Source organism: Thalassoroseus sp. (assembly GCF_984380535.1).
Genome location: NZ_CFHRBF010000019.1, coordinates 41,996 through 61,445 on the forward strand (window position 1 = coordinate 41,996; position 19,450 = coordinate 61,445).

Sequence of the window (19,450 nt, forward strand, 5' to 3'; positions counted from 1 at the left end):
TAAAACTCCTTATTTCCTTTAATTCTAACGTAGGTGAGCAAAAAAGGCACCGCAGCGGTAAAAATGCTGAATCCGGTACATTCCATCTGTCAAGACAAATCGGGAACGTATCCAAACACCTTCCTCGCTGGCAAAGGCTCGATTCTCGGCCGCTGCTCGCCCCGCCTGGCTACCGATTTTCCAACCCCCTAAGCGTTTTTCAAAAAAACTTGCCGAGATGGAACATTCTCGTCTTCTCACCTCTTCTGGTGTCGTGCGATCCTGCCCAAGTACATTGGTCGATAGGGTTTTCTCATGCCAGATGAAATCGAATGCAGTGCTTTGGTAACTGCCAGTGAAATTGCCGGGATTCTCGGTGTATCTCGCAAAACGGTTAACACCTGGGAACGAACCGGGCGAATGCCAAAAGCAATACGGGCGAGCCGTCACGGCTGGCGACGATGGCGTTGGTCAACCATTTTAAAATGGCTTAATGAACAGGAGTGCAGAGATGGCTAATGGCGAACAAACGGTGTTGAACGTGGTCGAGGCCGCTGGAGTCGACGGGTTGATCAAATCTCAACTGACCAACCAGACGCCGAGCCTGTCAGCAGAGCAGCGAGATGCCGCCATTGAGAGGTTGATCCTGCAAAACCAAGTTCGCACTTCGGAATCTTCGACGGGCGGCCGCCCTTCCACGAAGCTGATTGCAACGAAGTTTGCCGAATTAGATGCCGTCACGATCGACGAGCCTGATCCGGTTACGGCTGATGATGCGCTTGGGCAATTTGCCAGTGAGGTCTTTCGCCGGTTTGGCCCACATCAATTGGCTGTGATTTTCAAAGCTCTTCTGCGAGATGGCCACGTCGCAACGGCCCGGTTGCTGGTTGAACTCGGGAAGCGTTACGCCAAAAACCGGATTGAAGAACGGCAATTTGATCAAATTAACCGGCACATTGACGCCCACGTACGTATCCAGGCGGCCGAAGCGGAGTCGAAACGGCAAGCCACCCTCGACGAAGAGACCCGGCAGCGTGAAGCTGCTGAACGTCGCCAGAAGGAAGCCCAAGAGGCCGCCGACGATGCCGAGAGGGATGCCGCTGAGGCCGTCGAGAAAGCCCGCCAAGCTCGCGAGTCCGCTCAGCAACTGGTCCAGACCGTAAATTAGACTGGAGTCGTTCTATGAGTTCTGAAGAAGCAATCTCGGCTAGCGGGTTTGGTGGTCTCGGTGGAACGGTCGCTCAAGCAGCATCGCCGTTGGCCGGTGCGTTTAGTGGCGGTTTCGGTATTGGCGGTATGTTGGCGGGTGCCGTCAAAGCCACGGCGGTCGGGTTGGCGACAAAAGCCGTTGTCGAGCGGATAGCTCCAATGGTTGTCGATCGGGGCGGAATCAGCGGTGCGTTCCCAGGCAAACGCCTGGAGGCCGAAGCTCGCGACGATTTGAGCCAAGCCCGTGTCGCACGCGCCGAAGCACGGAAGCGGATCAATGAAGCTGAGTCGCAACAACTTGGCCGAATGACAACTGGCGAACGGAACCGCATTGCTGCGGAACCTGCTCGTCGTGTGGAGGCCGAGGCGATCAATAACGACGAAACTCAGATCCTTGATCAACTTCTGCGTCAGGAATCTGATCTTGTTGACACTCTGAAGTCGCTGGAAACCGAAGTCGAGGCCAACCGCAAGGAAGCATTTAGCTATCGTCAGGAGGCCGAAAGCACCCGCCAAGCGGGTATGGAAAAAGGATCGGCTCTCGATTCGCTGGCAGACGAGATTGAAGCACGCCAGAAAAAAGCGGAGTCACACGCCGAGCGTTACGAACGCCGCTCTAACGAGGCTCGTGATGCTGGCAACCAGACGCTTGCCGACGATTTGAGCCAGAAGGCCGAGACCGCCCGGGCATTGGCCGCAAATGACCGGTCAACGCAGTCGGAACATCGTGTTCAGGCCGCAAGTGTTCGTCACGATGCTCGCCAACGTGCCGCCGAATTGGAAGGCAAGGCCGAGCAAATAGAGCAATCGTTTTCGGAGAAACAGGCCCAGCATGGGCGGGTCGGTGATGAATTGGCCAACACCCGCCAGCAGATTCCCGAAGCGAAAGAACGTAGTCAAGAAGCTGTGCTCCGCAAATTGACCGTGGAACGCGAGAGAGCCACGGAAGCCGAGGAACGCGCTGCTGAGTCGGTCATTGAGCTACGCCGCGAGTTTGAGGAAGCTTCGAAAGCGTTCGAAATCGCGACCCGGGACATGGCGGAATCCCGGCGTGACATAGATCGGCATTCTGTGTTCGGTGCGGAGTCCGACGCGGACAAACAGCGGTCTGCCCAAGAGCGACTCGTCGAATCGAAGGATCGAAAACGTGCCGCCCAGCAACGCCGTGATGCGGCCGAGGGTTCGTTGAACGTCGCCGAGACAACCCGTCAGGATTCTCAAAGTCGTCGACGACAAGCTACGGAAGCATTGAATCGAGAATCTGGTCTGGCCGAAAAAGTCCAGTCTGCGAAAACGGCTTACGACTTGGCTCGCCAAAATGCTCGGGGGGCCGCGGGTCGAGCGGCGGTCAGTGCAGGTGCAGCCCGTGCCGGAATGGCGGCTGGTATCGCGACGGCTGGGCTAGCATTGTTGGCGACGGTGGCCGAAAAAACCGCATCCGCCCTCGATGGCATGGCTGAGAAAGCCGACGGCCTCGGTGCAGAAACTACACGAGCCAAAGCTGAGGCTGAGGTTCGCGATATACAGCGGCAAATGGTTCGTGCGAACCGGATCGATTCAGAAACAGCCGAATTTGTCAGTCTTCAATCGAGGTTGGTCAATGCTGTGGAAGACCTAAAAGCGGAAGTTCTCCGTGTAGCGGCACAACTCCTTTTGCCAGTAATGAACGAATTCGTTAAGCAAATTGAAGGATTTGTGCCGGGCGTCCAGAGTTTAGAAGAGGCCGAACGGCTGAAAGCGTTCGAAGACAAAGAAGCATGGAAGCAAGCTCTAGATATTGGCGGGCAGATTAGTTGGTTGCTCTCGAAACTCGGCGAAGATGAGGTCAACAAGAACGATCTGAACGTCAGCGATGTGATCGACAGTCTTCGTAAGAATCGCCCAGACACATTCGACGGACCATATCAGCAGGGTAATCCGAATGGTCCCCAAGACCCACCTTAAACAAACGCAAGGAGCATCCGATGGTAGAACCCATACCTTCCGATTTCATTCCTGAACGAGTCTTTCCCGAAGATTTCGATCCGGAGGGGCTGTTCGAGCCGGATGACAACCGTCCGACGCTCGGGTGTGACAACGCCGTTCAATACCTCGATCTAAGTAATTGGGACGTGGTGCGAACCGCACTAACTGAAAGGCTCCGTCTGACGAGCTCAGCACCGTCCGATGACCTTGACGCCGCTCTCGACGAACTCGTAGACGCAACTCGATTTATCGAATCCGGCATGCGGCGACAAGTCCAACGAAAATTCGCACTCAAATCACCTCGGAACTGAGACCCACCATGACCAATCTGACTTCTCCGCACGCAATCATTTACAACGGCTTTCGCTTCGCCGGTCCGCGAGTCTCAACCAGCTTGAGAATTACGCCGGTTCGCGATGCGTCCGAGCGGGTCGTGATCGCCGACCGCGTGGATTTGTTGGTGAGGGCTTATGTGACCTTCGATGAGAATGGTCAGCTGGGAATGACTTCACAGAGTCAGACGACCGACACGATTGTCAAGCAGATGCAGTCTAAGCTCTTGCAAGATGGCAAGCCACTAACCGTCACGGGCTTAGGCTACGGCGATGTGACGATTAACAGTGATATCGCTTGGGGACCGAAAACAACAGAGCTTTCGATCAAACCTGTTGGTCGTGAATTCGCGATGGAGATCGATTGGGCGGTTCAATATCAGGTGAAACGGTGCGGCGACAGCTATGAACTCAACGGTCAGGTAGGCGACTTAAAGAGTTTGTCGTACTCGGCAACGTATTCGATCAACGATCGCGGTCTGACTTCGAGAACAATTGCAGGTGTTCTTGAGATCGTCAATGCTAGCCGGTCCGGCGACACACCCGACCAGACCGCCGATCAGTATCGGAACAAAATGAAGGTGGTCGTGCCCGAGGGTTTCCGTCGTGCTCGACAAAATTGGGTGCTTGCTGAGAACAAATCGGCACTACAATTCACTATCACCGACGAGGAGCTTCCCAGCGAGCATGGCTATCCGCCGGGTGTCACGAGCATCCGCATGAGCCATCAAGTTTCGATGGGTGCTAAAGGTGGCTACCGGAAATCGCAGCAGAGCATTACAGGATCGGTTTCGGTCGCGAAAGGCTTTCCTCTCGCACTGGCATGGGACCGGATTCTGTTGGCAATGAAGTCTCGCATCGACAAGATTGCCGGGAATACCATTATCGTGGAGTTGACTGTCAACGAATCGATTTTCGACCACTCGTTCTCGTTTGCGATGTCGTTTTTCACGATGCCAAAAGATACAACTTCGACGAAACCCTTGCTAGGCACGATGATCAAGGACTCTCGGCTATTTTCCAGCTTCAAGGGTGTGTTGGATTGGAACACTTATGCTCAGGCTATGTCGCGGACCGTTTGGAGCGATCGCGGACTAGCCGGGCTGCACTTCAAAGCAAATAGTGACAAACTAATTTCTGTATGCCAGCAAGGCACAGTCAAGGTCACCGACGGAACTAAAAAAGACTTGGCGGAAGCGTTGGGGGGAAGTCTCGCGAACGAGTGCCCGAGCAAGAAAGAGAGCTATATTTTTTGGCAACAAGACTTTGAGATTCTTGACGACAGCGGATCGAACGCACTCCGAGAAATGCCGACTGGCAAGGTGGGAACGCAGCGTCAAGTCGGCGGTGGCCCTGGCCAAGCAATCGGCGAGTCCGTCGAGGGCATTGACAACCAAGGTTTGAATCCTCGACTGAAGAGGAAGGGCAAGATTGTTGTTCAGGATAAGGGACAGCATACGCTTACGCTTCAAGTCACGGGCGAAGCGATCCGGTTGTGTTTTCCCGTTGAGATTCCGCAAGTTTTGAAGGCGTGGGGCGAGAAAGCGGAATTGTCCCCACGGACTTTTAAGCAGAAAGAACGCACGGAGAACCTCGCCGGGCTTCTTGCTCACTGGCGGGCTTGGAAAGCTAGTTACATTGTTGCCTTCGATGATGAGGAGAGTCTGAAAAAAGCTCTCGAGCTTGGCATCGAAGGCATGACGCTAGCAACAGAAGATGACCCGACAGGAGTCGGCAAGATTGGTGCAGCAAAAGGGGCTTAGTTTGAACAGTCAACGACTGTCACAGTGTCGTCGTGTACGTGCGGGTCAAAGGCAGTGCAATCAAAGGCTGGGGTTGGCTTTGACATTGCCTGATTTTGCGACTGTCAAGATCCCACAAATCAAACTGACCAAATTGAACAAGCCGGCTATTATATCTAAGGTTCCGTACAGAGACGCTTTGCTTTTGAGTTGGTCCGCATCCAGGGAATCGATCTTTGAGTGATTGAGCAATTCGCAAAGACCAAGTGCGAACATTGGCACCCCGATTACCGCACCGATAACTGTTGAAACGTAAAGAAGGCCGAACGCCAAATTGGCTACCCCTGCAACAAGCATTTGAGTTGAGATGGCCCGTCTTGTCGATTCGTCGACTACGGCTTGAGTTGACTGAACCCACGATGAATAGTCGCTCACTGGTTCGTTGCAGTACGGACAAACGCGTGAGTTAGGCGGAATATTCTCCGCGCACGCATCGCAAGGGACAAGTTGTCGTGATGCGGAACGGGAAGACAGTGTTCCTTGCCGTGACGGGGGCGGGGGCGGGCTTGCGAAGAGCCCCTTCACTTTTCCAGCTTCGACCCAATCTTGGAGGCCATCGTACCAGACAAAATCTCGGTGGGTCACTTTTCCGTTGGCCACAGCCTGCTTCAGTTGATCGTCAGAGAGCGGTCCGCGGCGCTTGCCATTTCGCGAAACATACCAAGACTTTCCCACCATCTCGTCCCTTCAAGTGTCTAAGGCAATACTCAATTTCGAAGTGTACACTAGATCCAGTGAGGCTGCCAGCGAGTGTAGTGGCAGGTGGTTCTTGACCGCCGGGCGTTACTCTGCGATCATTGCATTGCACTAGCTTTGCAGCGAACCGAAACAGGTACCCCTAAATGAACTCGCGGAATCTGACAGTACGGCTGCCCGACGACTTCCACGCGGAACTCGATCGACTGGTGGAGGAAAACGGCGCGAAACGATCAACGGTCGTAAAAGCGTGTCTTCTAGCAATGTTTCGCCGTAAGTCGATACCGAAGCAATTGCTGATCGATGCAGAATCGCCGATTGGGAACCCTGAGTGGACCGAAGGAAGCGAACAGGCTTCTGCGGCTGGAAAAGTTGGCGGAAAACTCGCTGGAAACGGTCGGAAACGAAGCGAGTAGCCGGGAAAATCCCACTTTCAAAAAACTAATGCAATGCACTTGACTAGTGCCTTGCATTTGCCTAAAGTGATCACTAGTGGCATGCCGATGAGTTCATTCGCGACGACTGATCATCGAAGCGACACCGACCTTGAACAAAGGTGATGACAGTGAGTACCAACCAGTTGACAGTCGAATCCGTGACATGCTGGAAGTGCGGTGGCAAAGGCCAAATTGAAGCGTTCGGCCACTACGCCAATGGCGTTTGTTTTCAATGCAAAGGCTCTGGCGTCGCACGGAACAACACGGAAGCCGAGCAAGCCAAGCTGAGCGAATCGACGCGGCGAAAAGCCAATTGGATTCTGGCGAGCACCGAAGCGAGCTATGCCGGACTGAGCTATGGCAAGCTGCTGAAAATTCGCAACTTCTCCCATGGTGGTTTTGGATTACAAGAAGCGTATCCGACGCTTCGCGATCATTGGTTCGCTGTTGGTGAACCGGCTTTTCAGGCCGCTCAGGAAGACCGACTCGCCTGGCTCGAATCGTGTTCCCTGGATAATTGACTACAAACACTTCTCGCGGCCGGCAATGTCGCTGGCCGTTTCACACAACCGACCTTGAACGAAGGTGGCGGACATGGCAACAGCAACAGAAAAACGTGGCTTGGCAGGTGCAGCAACGAAGCTTCCGACGCCACGACTTAAACCGGCTCGTGAGCGAATCACAGCAATCTCGCTGAATTGCGAAATCTGTGATGGAGCCGGTTACTGCGAACGGGATGATCGGGAATTTCGCGAATGGGAATCGCTCGTTTATCATGCGATGCAGAAAGGCTTTTCAACAGTCGACGCTCGCCAGTACGCGATCGATAACGGTGGGATTCAGCCTGTTGGTCCGGTCGAATGGCAATGCGATTGTTGCGACGGTATTGGACGTCTCAGTCTTAGTTCGTTGACTCGTCGTGAACTTCGTCGGCTACTAGAATCGGTTCACTCGGAGTTCCATCGGCGCGACGCCGAAGCAAGAACTGCGTGATCTGTTGAGTTGATTTTGAACACATTGCCGACCAGTCTTCAACTGGCCGGCTTTTTTCTTAGGAGACGAATGTGATGAAAGTCCTGTCAGTTCAGCAACCGTATGCTGACTTAATCCTCTCTGGCCGGAAACCGGTGGAGAATCGAACATGGCGGACGAAGCATCGCGGCCGGCTTTACATTCACGCTTCAAAATGGGCATCCAAGACTGCCGAGCGGGAGTGGACCAGTCAGTCGGATTATGTCGGCAACGGACTCACGCAAGCAATCATAGGCCATGTCGAGCTCGTTGATATCGTCGCCTTCGATCTACTTCTGTCATACCGTCGAGGTTGTCCAAAAGAGATCTGTAAGATCGCAGACCGATGGACCGAGGACCAAATCCAACATGCGATCGGTCCCGAATGCTGGATCCTGACCAATCCAGTTTGGTTGAACGAAGCGATCGCCGGGATCCAAGGTCGACTTAACGTGTGGACGTTCGAAGTGTGAGTCTGACACTTCCGATGAAAAGATTCCAAATCGGTTGTTGAAACACCCAACGATCAATCATCGGATTCGCATGCAGAATCACAGGCACTACGAATAAACTCGTTTAGCGACACGCCCTGCGAATCAGCCTGCACTCGCCAGCGGTCCCACTGGGCTGGCAATGCCAACACGTTTCGAGGCACCATCTTTTCATCACCGATAGGCTTCCGCCCAGATCCAGGCCGAGGCCCACCGCGTCCGTCCTTGGACTTTTTTTTCGGCATGACGTCATAAACCAGCGTTGACATAGAAAATCTCCCTCGCTATTTTGATTGAATGCTACTCCAATCAAAATGCAACGGAGGTTAAACCTGATTGGTTCAGGTTATTTCATAAGTTGAGCGGCAGGGGTTGAGTTTGGCGACTGTCCCTTACCGCTCGTTGTCCCCGTTTTAGGGAGATGCCAATGTACCAGGATACCCCGGTATGTGGCAAGCCGCGTCTCGACGTGGCCACGAAAGACGTACGGATTTCCCCGAGTGCCAAGCAGTTGCAATGCTGGCGAAGATCGAATCCCGGCAAACCTCTTCGTCGGATCGAATCGCATGCGATCGCAAGCTATCTCTCACCGCATGGACTCTCCGCTGATGAGATTCTTTTGCTACCGGTCGAACTTGGCCTGACGCTGCTCGAAGAATCTCGGTTTTACGGTCGAGACGAAGTTCGCATCGCTCCCCCCGTCGACCACGATGATACTTTACCTGAACGCAACGAGATTGGCGATACGTTCGACACGAGGATCGGCCCGGAGCAAGTTGAGGCGATGCGAGCCGACGCCGTCTGGGAAAACAACCTCGCCGAGATTCAAATTGCATTAGCGAGGCTCGACCGTGACCGTCAGACTCGCAAGGCTCGAAAGGAGGCGAGCCGATGAAGCAGCAAACCCTTTTTCCTGTCCCAAAACCTGATATTAAAGTCGATCGCCGGACCGTTCGATTGGTCAAGCGGACTCGGCTCGCATTTGTCCGGCTGTGCGATTTGGTGGAAAATGCGGACGATTTGGAACTCCCCGCATGGTTCCTAAAACTGGTGCGTCGCCTTCGGCAAGACTTGAGCGACCTGCGGAATGCGACCGATCCAGAACCGGCTTGGCAGTTGCGACTCGCGTTTATGCACGCTACGAAAGCCGAACGGAAACAGCGGCGAAAACGTCAAGAATCCCGACGGCCATCAAAGGGTGCCCAGCAGCGAATACGTGGGCGGTTGCTTTCGAATTGGGACGGTCGTTGCCGATACTGTCGGAAGCCGACGAACGCACCAACTTTGGATCATGTCATCCCGGTTTCTAAAGGCGGGTCGAACACCGACGACAATGCTGTCATTGCGTGTGATGCATGCAATCAGGTCAAAGCCGATCGAAGCCCGCAAGAGTGGGCGAACGACATTCTTGGACGTCCGCATCGGCGGCGATGGACCGTAAACCTCAAGTTTTGGAAAGGAACCCAATGACGACTTGTTGCCAGTGCGAAAGCATTCCGTTGGTCAAGACCGAATGACTCCCCCAGAAGTGACAGAATTTCTCGGTACAACCGAAGGTCGGTTACAGGTATGGAGATCCACGGGGGGCATGAAGTCCCCTGGGTGAAGCTTGGCCAGGAGGCTTTGTACCTCCGTTCGGAACTCCAAAAGTACATAAATGATCGGCGGTTGAAGCAAGTTTCACTGCGGGCATGATGTCTTGAAAGTTCGTTCCGTCGCTCACTCGGGTGGCGGGGCGTTCTTTGGTACCCTGAACTTAACACCGCTGCCGTAGCGGTGACGGATTTCTCGGGACAAATGGAGGTCAATGCGATGAGTTACATCAAAACCAAGGAAGCGGCGGCAAGGCTTGGCATCACTTCTGCGCAAGTCACGCGGTTGTGCAGGGCTAGTGAGTTGGTTGGCATCGATGTGAGTGAGCGGCTCGGCGTTGGTCGTCCCACTTACCGCATCTGCCTTGACTCGATCGAAGCGTTCGAACGTCGCCGGCAAATGGGCGTGAAACCAACACCAAAGCCCAAAACTCGTCGGCGGCCTAGACCACCGGTAATAAAAGAGTACGTCTAAGGTTTTCCGACCTGCGAAAACCGACAACAACAATGTTTTCTCTGACAGCCATCTTCAGCGCGTGATCCGACGCGGCGGCTTTTCCCAGTTTCCACTGGGATTCCGCCGCGTTTTTTCATGCACGGACGGTTCAAAAAGAATCTTCGGATTCCCGGGAAAAAGTTTGAAGATTCCTATTGGGGAGGGCTTTTGGGTCTGTGCGATACTGCAAAAACGCTAGGGCGAACCTAGCACCATACGCTTCATTTTTTGGAGGTGAAAGTGACTCCGACTCTTGAACCAATCACCGGCGGCACTGCTTACCCGCTGGAGGTCTTTTTCCGGATGACCGGTTGGGGCCGCGACTCATTGCGTCAAGCACGACGCAAAGGCTTGCGTGTGCGATATGCCGGCGGGCGTGGCTTCGTCATGGGTGCCGATTTCTTGAAGTATCTCGATGAACATGGCGAGGATGAATACCCGAGTCAGCAACGAGGCGAAACCGATGGTCAATGAACTTAAACCTGGTGACCGGCTTGCTGTCGATGCGAAAGAAGCCGCCGCCTTACTAGGAATTTCCGAGCGGCATTTCCGAGACCTGAATTCCGCCGGTCGAGTGCCGGAACCGATCAAGTTAGGCAAATCGCCTCGATGGTCCGTCGACGAGTTGCGGGCGTGGCTTGCAGCTGGCGGCCCTGCTCGGGAACGGTGGGACGCTGTCAAGAAATCACCTTCACGGTGATCGAGTTCGTGCGAAGTTTGTCGCCCATTCCGGGGGGGCTCGGGCGGAAACCAGTAAACCATAAATGCGAAAACGCCCGCAACCGGGGTGATGCGGACGTCTTCAATTTTCGAGCAGCGGGCAAGCTGTCTGGAGAATATGGTAAGTCAAACCAAACGAGGAATCAACGGGGATTCGCTCAATGAGCGGGTTCAGGCATTGAATTCAAGATGGGCCAAAGAACCCAAAGCACTATCAACTAGCCTAGCGACTCCGTCGCAACGGATGGTACTAGTCCAGGTGTGGGGTGGCGGCTACGAGGTCTATCCGATCGTCGGCATAGTGGCGAGTTTGTGCGAAGGCGACTCCTACCCCGAACTAGCGGCGGTTTATGTCAATGAAGTTGGCGAACTGACGCTAGCCGATCATCGCTATCAGGCCGAGTTGCCGTGCGGCGAACTAGCCGAATTGGTCGTCTGCACTTGGCCAATTGAAGATGACGCCGAACGCTTGCAACCGAAAATTGACGAATTGACCGAAGCGGCCCTCTCAATGTGGGAGGTGTCGGCATGAGCATTACAGAAGCAATACAAGCACTTCACGAAGTTGAACCAACGGCGAACGAAAAGAAACCGTCAACGTCAGACTACCACCAATTCGAAGCTGACATTCTGTCGGCGCTCAACATTCGCGACGAGGCCGAACGGCTTGGAGTCAAGTTTGCCTCCGGCAAAGAGAATGTCAACGGTTGGTTGTCGTGCTATTCAATCGACCGTGACGAGAAGAATCCTTCAGCAGCAATCAACGTCGGTGCTAATGGGCATCGAGGGCAGTACACCGATCGAGGAACCGGCGACAAGGCCATCTCGTTTTTTGAGTTCGCCGCGCAGCACGGTCACTTCGCCGACTGGCGAGACGCACGGAAACATTTTGCGGAAGTGGCTGGTGTTCCGTTCCCAACAGTTGAGCAAGACGAGATCGACGAACAAGCGTTAGACCATCGTCATGAAGTCTATACTGAATTCCTGGACTCGCTGACGCTATCACAAGAGCATCGCGCGAACGTCGAAGCCCGTGGCTTGACGGAACAGCAAATCGATCGAATGAAGTTGCGGACTCTGCCCAAGGGTGGACGGCGACAGCGTGCAAATCACATTGTCAATAAACACGGTAGAGAGAAAACGCTTTCTGTTCCTGGTTTCGTTGTCCGTCACTATGACGACGGAAACGAATACTTCACGTTCGCCGGATCGCCAGGAATGTTGATTCCCGTCCGTGACGAAAAAGGTCGTATTGTCGCGTTAAGAGTTCGGCGGGACTCAACTAAAAACGGCCCGAAATATCTTTATGTTTCGAGTGCCAAAGATGGTGGGCCGTCACCAGGCGCCCCGATTTACTTTCCGCAGTCGGTCGAAATCGGTGACGTGATTGGCATCACTGAAGGCGAGTTCAAAGCTGAGATTGCTAGCCAGAACAACGGGATTCCTTACATAGGGATTCCTGGCGTCACGTTTCATCGAGCAGCGGTCAAGTGGGTTCAAGATCATTGTGTAGAGCATGTTCGCATCGCATTCGACGCGGACGCTACGAAAAAGGGCGCAGTTGCTCAGTGTTTGACTGCACTGTATTCGCAATTGAAACATGTCGGTCTGACGGTCGGAATTGATGTGTGGGATCCAATTGACGGAAAAGGCATCGACGATGTTCTGACTTCAGGCGGTACAATCCGGACACTCTACGACGATGAAGCTGACGCCTGGATTGATTCATTGCCGAAGCCAGCGGCGAAATCGATTGAGAGCGACAACGGCGTGCCAGAAGAAGTCAATGACCCGCACCGGCTTGCACGCCTTTGGCTCAAGACTCGCACAGTCACCTTTCATCGTGAAGAATTCTTCGAATATCGGGAACCGACCTATGTTGTCATGACTGAATCAGAGGTCCGTGCATCACTCACGAACTTGGCAAAAGCTGAATTTGATTTGGATGCAAAAGCCCGCGTTGCTGCTGGCAAAGAAGACGTGGTTGCACTGAAACCATCGAAGGCGTTGATCACCAATGTTCTCGAATGCGTCAAATCGCTAACGATCCAACCAAATGACCGTGACCGTCCGTTCTGGGTAGACCGCAAACCCACCGGTGATCAGTTCACGGGACTGCAAAACGGCGTTCTGAACGTCACGCAATACATCGCGGGTCAATCGAATGCCATTGTGCCATGTTCGCCGAATTGGTTTTCAACGGTTGCGTTGCCATATAGCTACGATCCGAAAGCTGAGTGCCCGAAGTGGTATGCGTTCCTAGAACGGAATTTGGAAGCCGACGCGGAACGAATCAACATTTTGCAAGAGTGGTTCGGTTTGTGTCTTGTGTTCGATACATCGTTCCAGAAGTTTCTCTTGTTGGTTGGTGAGGGATCGAACGGCAAGAGCGTAGTCTGTGCTGTTTTAACGGCAGTGCTGGGAGAGGCCAACGTTAGCAATGTTCCGTTGGAAGTGATTGGCGGAAGATTCCAGCTATTCGCAACGCTCGGCAAGCTAGCGAACATTGTGCCGGAAATCGGCGAGATCGATAAGGTTGCTGAGGGCCATTTGAAGGCATTCACCTCGGGTGATCGGATGCAATTCGAACGCAAAAGGCAGGATGTTGTTGAGGCAATGCCAACGGCTCGGATGATGCTTGCCACAAATAATCTGCCACGATTCACTGACCGATCGAACGGGCTGTGGCGTCGAATGATTCAAATGCCGTTCATGGTTCAGATTGAAGACCATGAGAAAGTTCAAGGGATGGATAGTCCCGAATGGTGGAAGGAACAAGGCGAACTTCCTGGAATCTTCAACTGGTCGATCGAAGGATTGCGGCGACTCAAACGACAAGGCCGGTTCACGGAATCTGAGTTCTGCAAGAAGGCTGTAGCCGAACACAAACTCGACTGCAATCCAGCCGGGGAGTATCTCGCTACGTTCTACAAGGCGACAACAAATCCCGAAGCCCACATCCTTACTCAGGACACGTACAACGACTATCGCCGATGGTGTGAGGCAAACGGCTACTACCCTTTGAACGGCAAACACTTTGGCCGCGAAATCAAACGACAATTCCCTAATGCGGAACGACGGCAGTTCAACCGCCAATGGGGTTATTCGGGGATTTGGGAGTCAGCGAATGTCTAGTTTGCACCATCAACACCATGAACACCATGAAATGCCACTTCACCTACAGCACACAAAATCTAAGGACTTTCAGGACATTCGGGTTCAGTGTCCTAATTGTCTTCAAATTTGGAGTGTTAAGGGTGATATGGGAACTGATGGAGTTAATGGTGTTCATGGTGCAGATCACTCCTACCACGAGCCAGACGACATACTGAAAAGAGCCATGCAAGCGGACTATGACGAATTGCTAGCCGACCGCGTTGCCATCATGGTCGTCGATGGTGGGCTTTTTCCTGACGAAGCAGAACGGTTGGCACGAAAGGACCTTTTTCATGACTGAGCCTAACTTTGAATTCCATCACCCGTGGTACACCGGCCGCCTCCAGCAGGACATTGCCAATTTGCCTGACGGCGGCCAGCACGCAATCGCCCAGGCTATTCTGTGCGGTTCTGCGTACTTGGCCCAATCGATCGACAATGCAGTTGGTGCGGGGCGAACTGAGAACTCTCTGGCGGAAGGCGTTGATAAAGTCCGGGCGGCTCTCGTAAATGGTGTGGCAGCCCTGGAAACGCTCGGATTACTTCTTCAGGATCTGAAAGAATGAGCACTCGGCGTGTCTTCGAAATTCGATTGTCGGGCAGTGACAGCACCGTGCCAGTGGCTCAACGGTTGCGATCAGCCTTGAAATTGTTGCTACGGGTGTTCGGGCTGAAATGCACCCATATAAAGGAAGTCCCGGAAAAAGGTTCCGAATCGACAGCGGCGTCTGAAAAAGCCTATGCAAGTGAGTTGTGAGACTGTTTATGGGCTACGCGCGTGTAGAGGCACTTTTAATCATTTCTGGATTGATCGATGAGCGTCCTGACACGGGATAAAATTGAACACGCAGCGGCGAAGGTTCGGGCCGGGTGGTCGACCGCTGATCATCACCAGCGTGGTTATCAGTCCGACATTGACGGCTTTTTCCATCTGACTGCTCTGATCCTGGGTGCGGACAAACGAGAGGCAGACAGGTTGTTCCGTTGTACTGAGGCCGGGTGCTACACGCGTATCATTAGAATGCCGGCGGTCGAAATTGCGGAACGGACATAACCCCAGTGATCGAGGTTGTGGCGGCGGACAGGTTTAGGTAGCAAAGTTTTTCAGAATAGGGGGGGCAAATGGCAAGTGTTTATCGGACGACTTATAAAACGGCTGACGGCAAAAAGAAAAAGTCTTCCAAATTGACGGTCAAATTTCGCGATCACACCGGGGCGTTCCGCAAGGTGCCGGGCTTTACAGACAAGAAGCTTTCCGAGGAACTCGGGCGGAAGCTCGAACGGCTCGCACAATTCGTGGCTATGAATCAACCGCCAGACGCCGAGATTTCTGGCTGGCTCCAAATCATCGACAGCGATTTAAAGTCGAAGCTGGCCAGATGGAAGATGTTAGATCCGCGGACTCTTGCCGAGGCACGAAACCTGACGGAGCACATCGCCGATTATCGCAAGCACTTAGCTGCCAAGAACAATTCGGCCGAGCATACCCAGACTACGATCGCACGGATCGAATCGATCGTTGCCGGTTGCAAGTTCGTCTTCCTGTCGGATATCAAAGCCTCGATGATTCCGGTTTGGCTGGCGGATCAGCGTGCAGTCGGCGAATTCGGTATCTCGACAAGTAATGCGTACTTAACAGCATTCAAGGGCTTTTGTCGATGGCTCGTGAAGGATCGTCGTACAAACGAAAACCCGGTGGCCCATCTCGATCGACTCAACGCGGAACCCGATATTCGGCGTTGTCGGCGTTCCCTTTCCCGCGACGACTTCCAGCGTCTTATCGCAGCGACAATCGCCGGCAAGCCATTGCGGGGTATCTCCGGTCCCGATCGGGCTGTGCTCTACACGGTCGCCGCATTCACGGGCTTACGGGCATCGGAATTGGCCAGCTTAACGGATCGATCCTTCGACTTTGCTACCAACCCGCCGACCGTGACGGTTGAAGCTGGATACTCGAAGCATCGCCGGAAAGATGTTCTCCCGTTACATAACGAACTCGCTGCTCGCATACGAGTTTGGATTGAAGAGCGAGACGCCCAGCAACAAAAGTCTGTGGAAATCGTGCCGATCAGTGGACGACGGGCCGCTATTCGTCTCTGGCCAAGCAAGTGGGCGGAAAGCCGGGCAGGTGCGAAGATGCTTCGAAAAGACTTGGCCAACGCTCGGGCCGCTTGGATTAACGAAGCCGACAGCGACGGCGAACGCAAACATCGGGAACGATCGGATCGTCTCGCCTATGAGGACCACGATGGCCGGGTCTTTGACTTTCATGCGTTGCGCGGGCAATTTATCACGGAACTCGGGCGGGCTGGTGTGTCGCTTCAAGAGGCTCAGAAGCTTGCCCGACATTCTGACCCAAAACTGACAGCGAACCATTACACGCACTTGAGCCTAACGGATTTGTCCACGTCGGTGGGCAAGCTGCCGACACTTCCGGCACAGTCAGAATCTCTGCGGGCGACGGGAACCACGGATGCTCAACAAGCTGTCGGCGAACGAGAAAATAATCGTTTGACCAACAGTTCGACCAAAACAGATGCCGAACAATGCCGCTTAATGCCGAAATCCGGAAGATTGGGTAAACCCGTCGAAATCAGCGTTGAAAGCGAAAAGGATCGGAACCCCTTTCCTCTATTGCATTTGAAACGCGAAACCGAAATAATTGGTTCCCACGCGAGAGTGGCGGAATTGGCAGACGCGCTAGATTTAGGATCTAGTGTCTTCGGACGTGCAGGTTCAAGTCCTGTCTCTCGCATCTTGGATATTAGAAAAGACTTACGGCTATTTGTCGTGAGTCTTTTTTTGTGGGGTTGGGGGGCCACACTTGCAAACGGCGGGGCGTTTCCGTCAGATATCTCTTGACGGTTTGACCCCTGGGAATGCTCTGGAAAGCCTTGTGATGTCGCGATTTCTGTTTTTCTTTCTGTTGGTAACGACGCTCCGAGCCAATGCTGCCGACACGCCGATTGCCTACACCGGCGCGACGATTCATACGGCTGAAGGCACGCCGATTGAGCAGGGCGTGCTGGTGGTCGCGGAGGGAAAGATTCTGGCTGTCGGTTCGGCTGCGGATGTGACGATTCCGGAGAATGCCGAGACGCGGGATGCGAGTGGGAAGGTGATTATTCCCGGACTGGTCGATTCCCATTCGCACCTGGGCGTGTATTCGCGGCCGAGTGTGCCGAGCAATAGCGACGGTAACGAAATGACCGGGCCGGTGCAGTCGATGGTGCGAGCGCTCGATTCGCTGAACCCGTACGATCCCGGCATCCGCATGGCGAACGCGGGTGGCGTGACAACGGCGAACGTGATGCCTGGCAGTGGGAACGTCATTGGCGGGCAAACGATTTACATCAAACTTCGGGGGTACACGCCCGAGCAGATGCTAGTCGAGCCGGAGACCGTTCTGGGCGGACTCAAAATGGCTAACGGCGAGAATCCGAAACGGTCGTACGGCCGCAAAGGCCAAGCGCCGGGAACACGGATGAAATTGGCCGCGTTGCAACGGGCGGAGTTTCTGAAAGCACAGGCATACAAGCGTAAGTGGGACGAATATCGTACGAAGGCGGCCACCGATGCCAACGCGACTCCGCCGGATGTCGATCTCGGATTGGAACCGCTCGTGGAAGTTTTGGAAAAGCGACGGACGGTCCACTTTCATACGCACCGTGCGGACGACATTCTCACCACGCTGCGGTTGAAGAAAGAGTTCGGGTTTGAACTTGTGATTCAGCACGGCACCGAAAGTTATAAGGTGCTCGATGCGATCGCAGAGGCGGGTGTGCCGGTTTCGATGACAGTGGTCGACAGCCCCGGCGGAAAGCAGGAAGTCGTCGATTTGATCGAGGAATGCGGGGCGGAGTTGGCTAGTCGCGGCGTGAAAGTGCTCATCAACACCGATGATCCGATCACCGAAAGTCGATTTCTGCTGCGAACCGTGGCAACGGCGGTCCGTGGGGGACTCGATGAACAGACAGCGTTGAAGTCGGTCACGCTGCATGCGGCCGAAGCAATGCACTTGGATCACCGACTCGGGTCGCTCGCTGCTGGGAAAGACGCGGATTTCGTGATCCTCAGCGGTCCGCCGTTCAGCGTTTACACCCGCGTGCTGCAAACATTCATCGATGGCCAATCGGTTTTCAATTCGGAAGACGAAGATCAACAGCGGTACCAAGTCGGCGGGTTCAACTTGCAGAATCCCTCTCAGATTCCGTCACTGCCCGAACCATTGGCAACGGTTCAGCAACCGGTGGAACCTGCCGCTCCACCGCGAGTGGCACAGCCGAAGGACACGGACTCACGGTTCGTCGTGTTGGCAGGCCGACTCTTTCCAGTGTCGGCGGAACCGATCACGAACGGTGCGGTTTATGTGAATGACGGGAAGATTGTATTCGCCGGTCCGCAGGGTGATCTTCCCGAGGCAGCCAAAGATGCCCCTGTATTGACCGCAGCTGCAGTCACGCCGGGGCTGATCGACGCCTTCAGCGTCGTTCCGCTTAATGGGGAGTACAACATTCCCGCCGACCAGGAAGCCAACGAGAAGAGCGACCCAAATCAGGCGGACGTGCGAGTGCTGGATGCGTTCAACCCCGGCGAACCGTTGTTGCGGTTTCTGTTGGAGCAGGGCGTGACGGTGGTGCATGCGTGCCCGGGAGATGCGAATGTGATTGCGGGAGCGACCGGTGTGTTTCGCACGCATGGTTCTCAGGTTGAGTCAATGATGCTCAAGTTCCCGCATGCGATGTTGTTCAATCTTGGTGATGCACCGAAACAGAGTTACGACGGCAAGAAACCGCAAACCCGCATGGGAACCGCGGCACTCTTGCGACAAGCCCTGATTGAAGCCGTCAACTACCAACGCAAACTCAAGCTAGCCGACAAAGATTCCTCGAAAACTCCCGATCGGGATTTGAAGCTGGAAGCATTGGGCGATGTGATTTCCGGAAAGACCAAAGCACTCTTCTCGGCTCACCGAGCGGAAGACTTGCTGACGGCGTTGCGGTTGATCAAGGAGTTTCACTTAGATGGCGAGTTGTCCCAAGCGACCGAAGCGTACCTCGTGGCTGATGAGATCAAAGCGGCGAATGTGCCGGTGTTTGTGCATCCGGTAATGCAACGCGTTGGTGGCTTGGACACGATCAATTCGCACATGAGCACTCCGCTGTTCTTGGCCGACAAGGAAATTCCACTCGCGCTCACCAGTGGCATCGAGTACTACGTGCCGAAGTCGCGGGTCGTGCGGTACGAAGCTGCGATGGCAGCGGTTTATGGGCTCGGTGTCAATCGGGCGTTGCGAGCCATCACGCTCGACGCCGCCAAACTCTTAGGGATCGACAAAAACTACGGCAGCCTGGAAGCCGGCAAAGTCGCCGATCTCGTCCTGTACGATGGCGACCCATTCGAACATGCCACGCACGTCACACGCGTGGTTGTCGATGGCCAAACCGTCTACGACCGGGAAACGCGCGAGCCGATTCCATTCGCGAAACGCTGGCAAATCACTGCCCCGGAAGTGCCGTGCTGTAATTGGTGAATTTCGAACCGCCGAGGAATCGCGAATGTGC

General features: G+C 54.2%; 22 protein-coding genes, 1 tRNA gene and 1 pseudogene. 22 read left to right on the forward strand and 2 right to left on the reverse strand.

All coding sequences use genetic code 11. From position 1 onward, the window contains the following. The first annotated feature begins 294 nt into the window (after positions 1-294). The 5 genes from AC5DDB_RS23670 to AC5DDB_RS23690 are packed head-to-tail and all read left to right on the forward strand — an operon-like array spanning position 295 to position 5,248. Entirely contained in the window at positions 295-498 is a 204-nt protein-coding gene (locus AC5DDB_RS23670) for a helix-turn-helix transcriptional regulator (protein ID WP_491742232.1), read from the forward strand. After that, a complete protein-coding gene (locus AC5DDB_RS23675) occupies positions 491-1,147 on the forward strand; it encodes a hypothetical protein (protein ID WP_491742233.1) in 657 nt (218 codons plus the stop codon). Before AC5DDB_RS23670 ends, AC5DDB_RS23675 begins: the two co-directional genes overlap by 8 nt. A gap of 14 nt (positions 1,148-1,161) precedes the next feature. Further along, positions 1,162-3,132, forward strand: a complete 1,971-nt coding sequence (locus AC5DDB_RS23680; protein ID WP_491742234.1) for a coiled-coil domain-containing protein — start codon at positions 1,162-1,164, stop codon at positions 3,130-3,132. A gap of 20 nt (positions 3,133-3,152) precedes the next feature. Next, complete coding sequence (locus AC5DDB_RS23685) at positions 3,153-3,464, forward strand: hypothetical protein (RefSeq protein WP_491742235.1); 312 nt, start codon at positions 3,153-3,155, stop codon at positions 3,462-3,464. A gap of 8 nt (positions 3,465-3,472) precedes the next feature. Beyond that, the gene (locus tag AC5DDB_RS23690; protein WP_491742236.1) at positions 3,473-5,248 is read left to right on the forward strand and encodes a hypothetical protein; all 1,776 of its coding nucleotides are present in this window, start codon (positions 3,473-3,475) and stop codon (positions 5,246-5,248) included. Positions 5,249-5,308: 60 nt separating this feature from the next. Here AC5DDB_RS23690 and AC5DDB_RS23695 read toward each other — a convergent pair whose 3' ends face one another. Next, entirely contained in the window at positions 5,309-5,965 is a 657-nt protein-coding gene (locus tag AC5DDB_RS23695; protein WP_491742237.1) for a GYF domain-containing protein, read from the reverse strand. Positions 5,966-6,129: 164 nt separating this feature from the next. Here AC5DDB_RS23695 and AC5DDB_RS23700 point away from each other — a divergent pair, with 164 nt between their 5' ends. The 4 genes from AC5DDB_RS23700 to AC5DDB_RS23715 all read left to right on the forward strand — a co-directional run bounded on the left by AC5DDB_RS23700 (position 6,130) and on the right by AC5DDB_RS23715 (position 7,904). Continuing rightward, the gene (locus AC5DDB_RS23700; RefSeq protein WP_491742238.1) at positions 6,130-6,399 is read left to right on the forward strand and encodes a ribbon-helix-helix domain-containing protein; all 270 of its coding nucleotides are present in this window, start codon (positions 6,130-6,132) and stop codon (positions 6,397-6,399) included. 149 nt (positions 6,400-6,548) lie between these two features. Further along, positions 6,549-6,941: a hypothetical protein gene (locus AC5DDB_RS23705; protein WP_491742239.1), complete on the forward strand. Its 393-nt coding sequence runs from the start codon at positions 6,549-6,551 to the stop codon at positions 6,939-6,941. A gap of 73 nt (positions 6,942-7,014) precedes the next feature. Next, a complete protein-coding gene (locus AC5DDB_RS23710; RefSeq protein ID WP_491742240.1) occupies positions 7,015-7,413 on the forward strand; it encodes a hypothetical protein in 399 nt (132 codons plus the stop codon). Between the two features lie 74 nt (positions 7,414-7,487). Continuing rightward, on the forward strand, positions 7,488-7,904 hold the full coding sequence (locus AC5DDB_RS23715) for an ASCH domain-containing protein (RefSeq protein WP_491742241.1): 417 nt from the start codon (positions 7,488-7,490) through the stop codon (positions 7,902-7,904). 53 nt (positions 7,905-7,957) lie between these two features. Here AC5DDB_RS23715 and AC5DDB_RS23720 read toward each other — a convergent pair whose 3' ends face one another. Beyond that, a complete protein-coding gene (locus AC5DDB_RS23720; RefSeq protein ID WP_491742242.1) occupies positions 7,958-8,191 on the reverse strand; it encodes a hypothetical protein in 234 nt (77 codons plus the stop codon). 158 nt (positions 8,192-8,349) lie between these two features. Between AC5DDB_RS23720 and AC5DDB_RS23725 the strand changes: the two genes are divergently transcribed. From AC5DDB_RS23725 to AC5DDB_RS23785, 13 genes and pseudogenes are all read left to right on the forward strand, one after another. Further along, positions 8,350-8,817 carry a hypothetical protein gene (locus tag AC5DDB_RS23725; RefSeq protein ID WP_491742243.1) on the forward strand — a complete coding sequence of 156 codons (468 nt, stop codon included), beginning with the start codon at positions 8,350-8,352 and terminating at the stop codon, positions 8,815-8,817. Continuing rightward, positions 8,814-9,392 (forward strand): HNH endonuclease, encoded by a 579-nt coding sequence (locus AC5DDB_RS23730; RefSeq protein WP_491742244.1) that lies wholly within the window; start codon positions 8,814-8,816, stop codon positions 9,390-9,392. The genes AC5DDB_RS23725 and AC5DDB_RS23730 overlap by 4 nt, the downstream gene beginning before the upstream one ends. A gap of 342 nt (positions 9,393-9,734) precedes the next feature. Continuing rightward, positions 9,735-9,989 carry a hypothetical protein gene (locus AC5DDB_RS23735; protein ID WP_491742245.1) on the forward strand — a complete coding sequence of 85 codons (255 nt, stop codon included), beginning with the start codon at positions 9,735-9,737 and terminating at the stop codon, positions 9,987-9,989. A gap of 261 nt (positions 9,990-10,250) precedes the next feature. After that, the gene (locus tag AC5DDB_RS23740; protein WP_491742246.1) at positions 10,251-10,484 is read left to right on the forward strand and encodes a hypothetical protein; all 234 of its coding nucleotides are present in this window, start codon (positions 10,251-10,253) and stop codon (positions 10,482-10,484) included. Beyond that, entirely contained in the window at positions 10,474-10,710 is a 237-nt protein-coding gene (locus AC5DDB_RS23745; RefSeq protein WP_491742247.1) for a helix-turn-helix transcriptional regulator, read from the forward strand. Before AC5DDB_RS23740 ends, AC5DDB_RS23745 begins: the two co-directional genes overlap by 11 nt. Positions 10,711-10,848: 138 nt before the next feature. Next, positions 10,849-11,262 carry a hypothetical protein gene (locus tag AC5DDB_RS23750; RefSeq protein ID WP_491742248.1) on the forward strand — a complete coding sequence of 138 codons (414 nt, stop codon included), beginning with the start codon at positions 10,849-10,851 and terminating at the stop codon, positions 11,260-11,262. Next, positions 11,259-13,865 carry a phage/plasmid primase, P4 family gene (locus AC5DDB_RS23755; protein ID WP_491742249.1) on the forward strand — a complete coding sequence of 869 codons (2,607 nt, stop codon included), beginning with the start codon at positions 11,259-11,261 and terminating at the stop codon, positions 13,863-13,865. Before AC5DDB_RS23750 ends, AC5DDB_RS23755 begins: the two co-directional genes overlap by 4 nt. Continuing rightward, positions 13,858-14,187, forward strand: a complete 330-nt coding sequence (locus AC5DDB_RS23760) for a hypothetical protein (protein WP_491742250.1) — start codon at positions 13,858-13,860, stop codon at positions 14,185-14,187. Before AC5DDB_RS23755 ends, AC5DDB_RS23760 begins: the two co-directional genes overlap by 8 nt. Beyond that, a complete protein-coding gene (locus tag AC5DDB_RS23765; RefSeq protein ID WP_491742251.1) occupies positions 14,180-14,452 on the forward strand; it encodes a hypothetical protein in 273 nt (90 codons plus the stop codon). Before AC5DDB_RS23760 ends, AC5DDB_RS23765 begins: the two co-directional genes overlap by 8 nt. After that, entirely contained in the window at positions 14,449-14,643 is a 195-nt protein-coding gene (locus AC5DDB_RS23770) for a hypothetical protein (RefSeq protein WP_491742252.1), read from the forward strand. The genes AC5DDB_RS23765 and AC5DDB_RS23770 overlap by 4 nt, the downstream gene beginning before the upstream one ends. 806 nt (positions 14,644-15,449) lie before the next feature. Then, a pseudogene (locus AC5DDB_RS23775) lies at positions 15,450-16,265 on the forward strand (tyrosine-type recombinase/integrase); the annotation flags it as partial. Between the two features lie 294 nt (positions 16,266-16,559). Continuing rightward, a tRNA-Leu gene (locus tag AC5DDB_RS23780) sits at positions 16,560-16,641 on the forward strand. Between the two features lie 144 nt (positions 16,642-16,785). Further along, positions 16,786-19,419: an amidohydrolase family protein gene (locus tag AC5DDB_RS23785; protein ID WP_491742253.1), complete on the forward strand. Its 2,634-nt coding sequence runs from the start codon at positions 16,786-16,788 to the stop codon at positions 19,417-19,419. Positions 19,420-19,450: the final 31 nt, after the last annotated feature.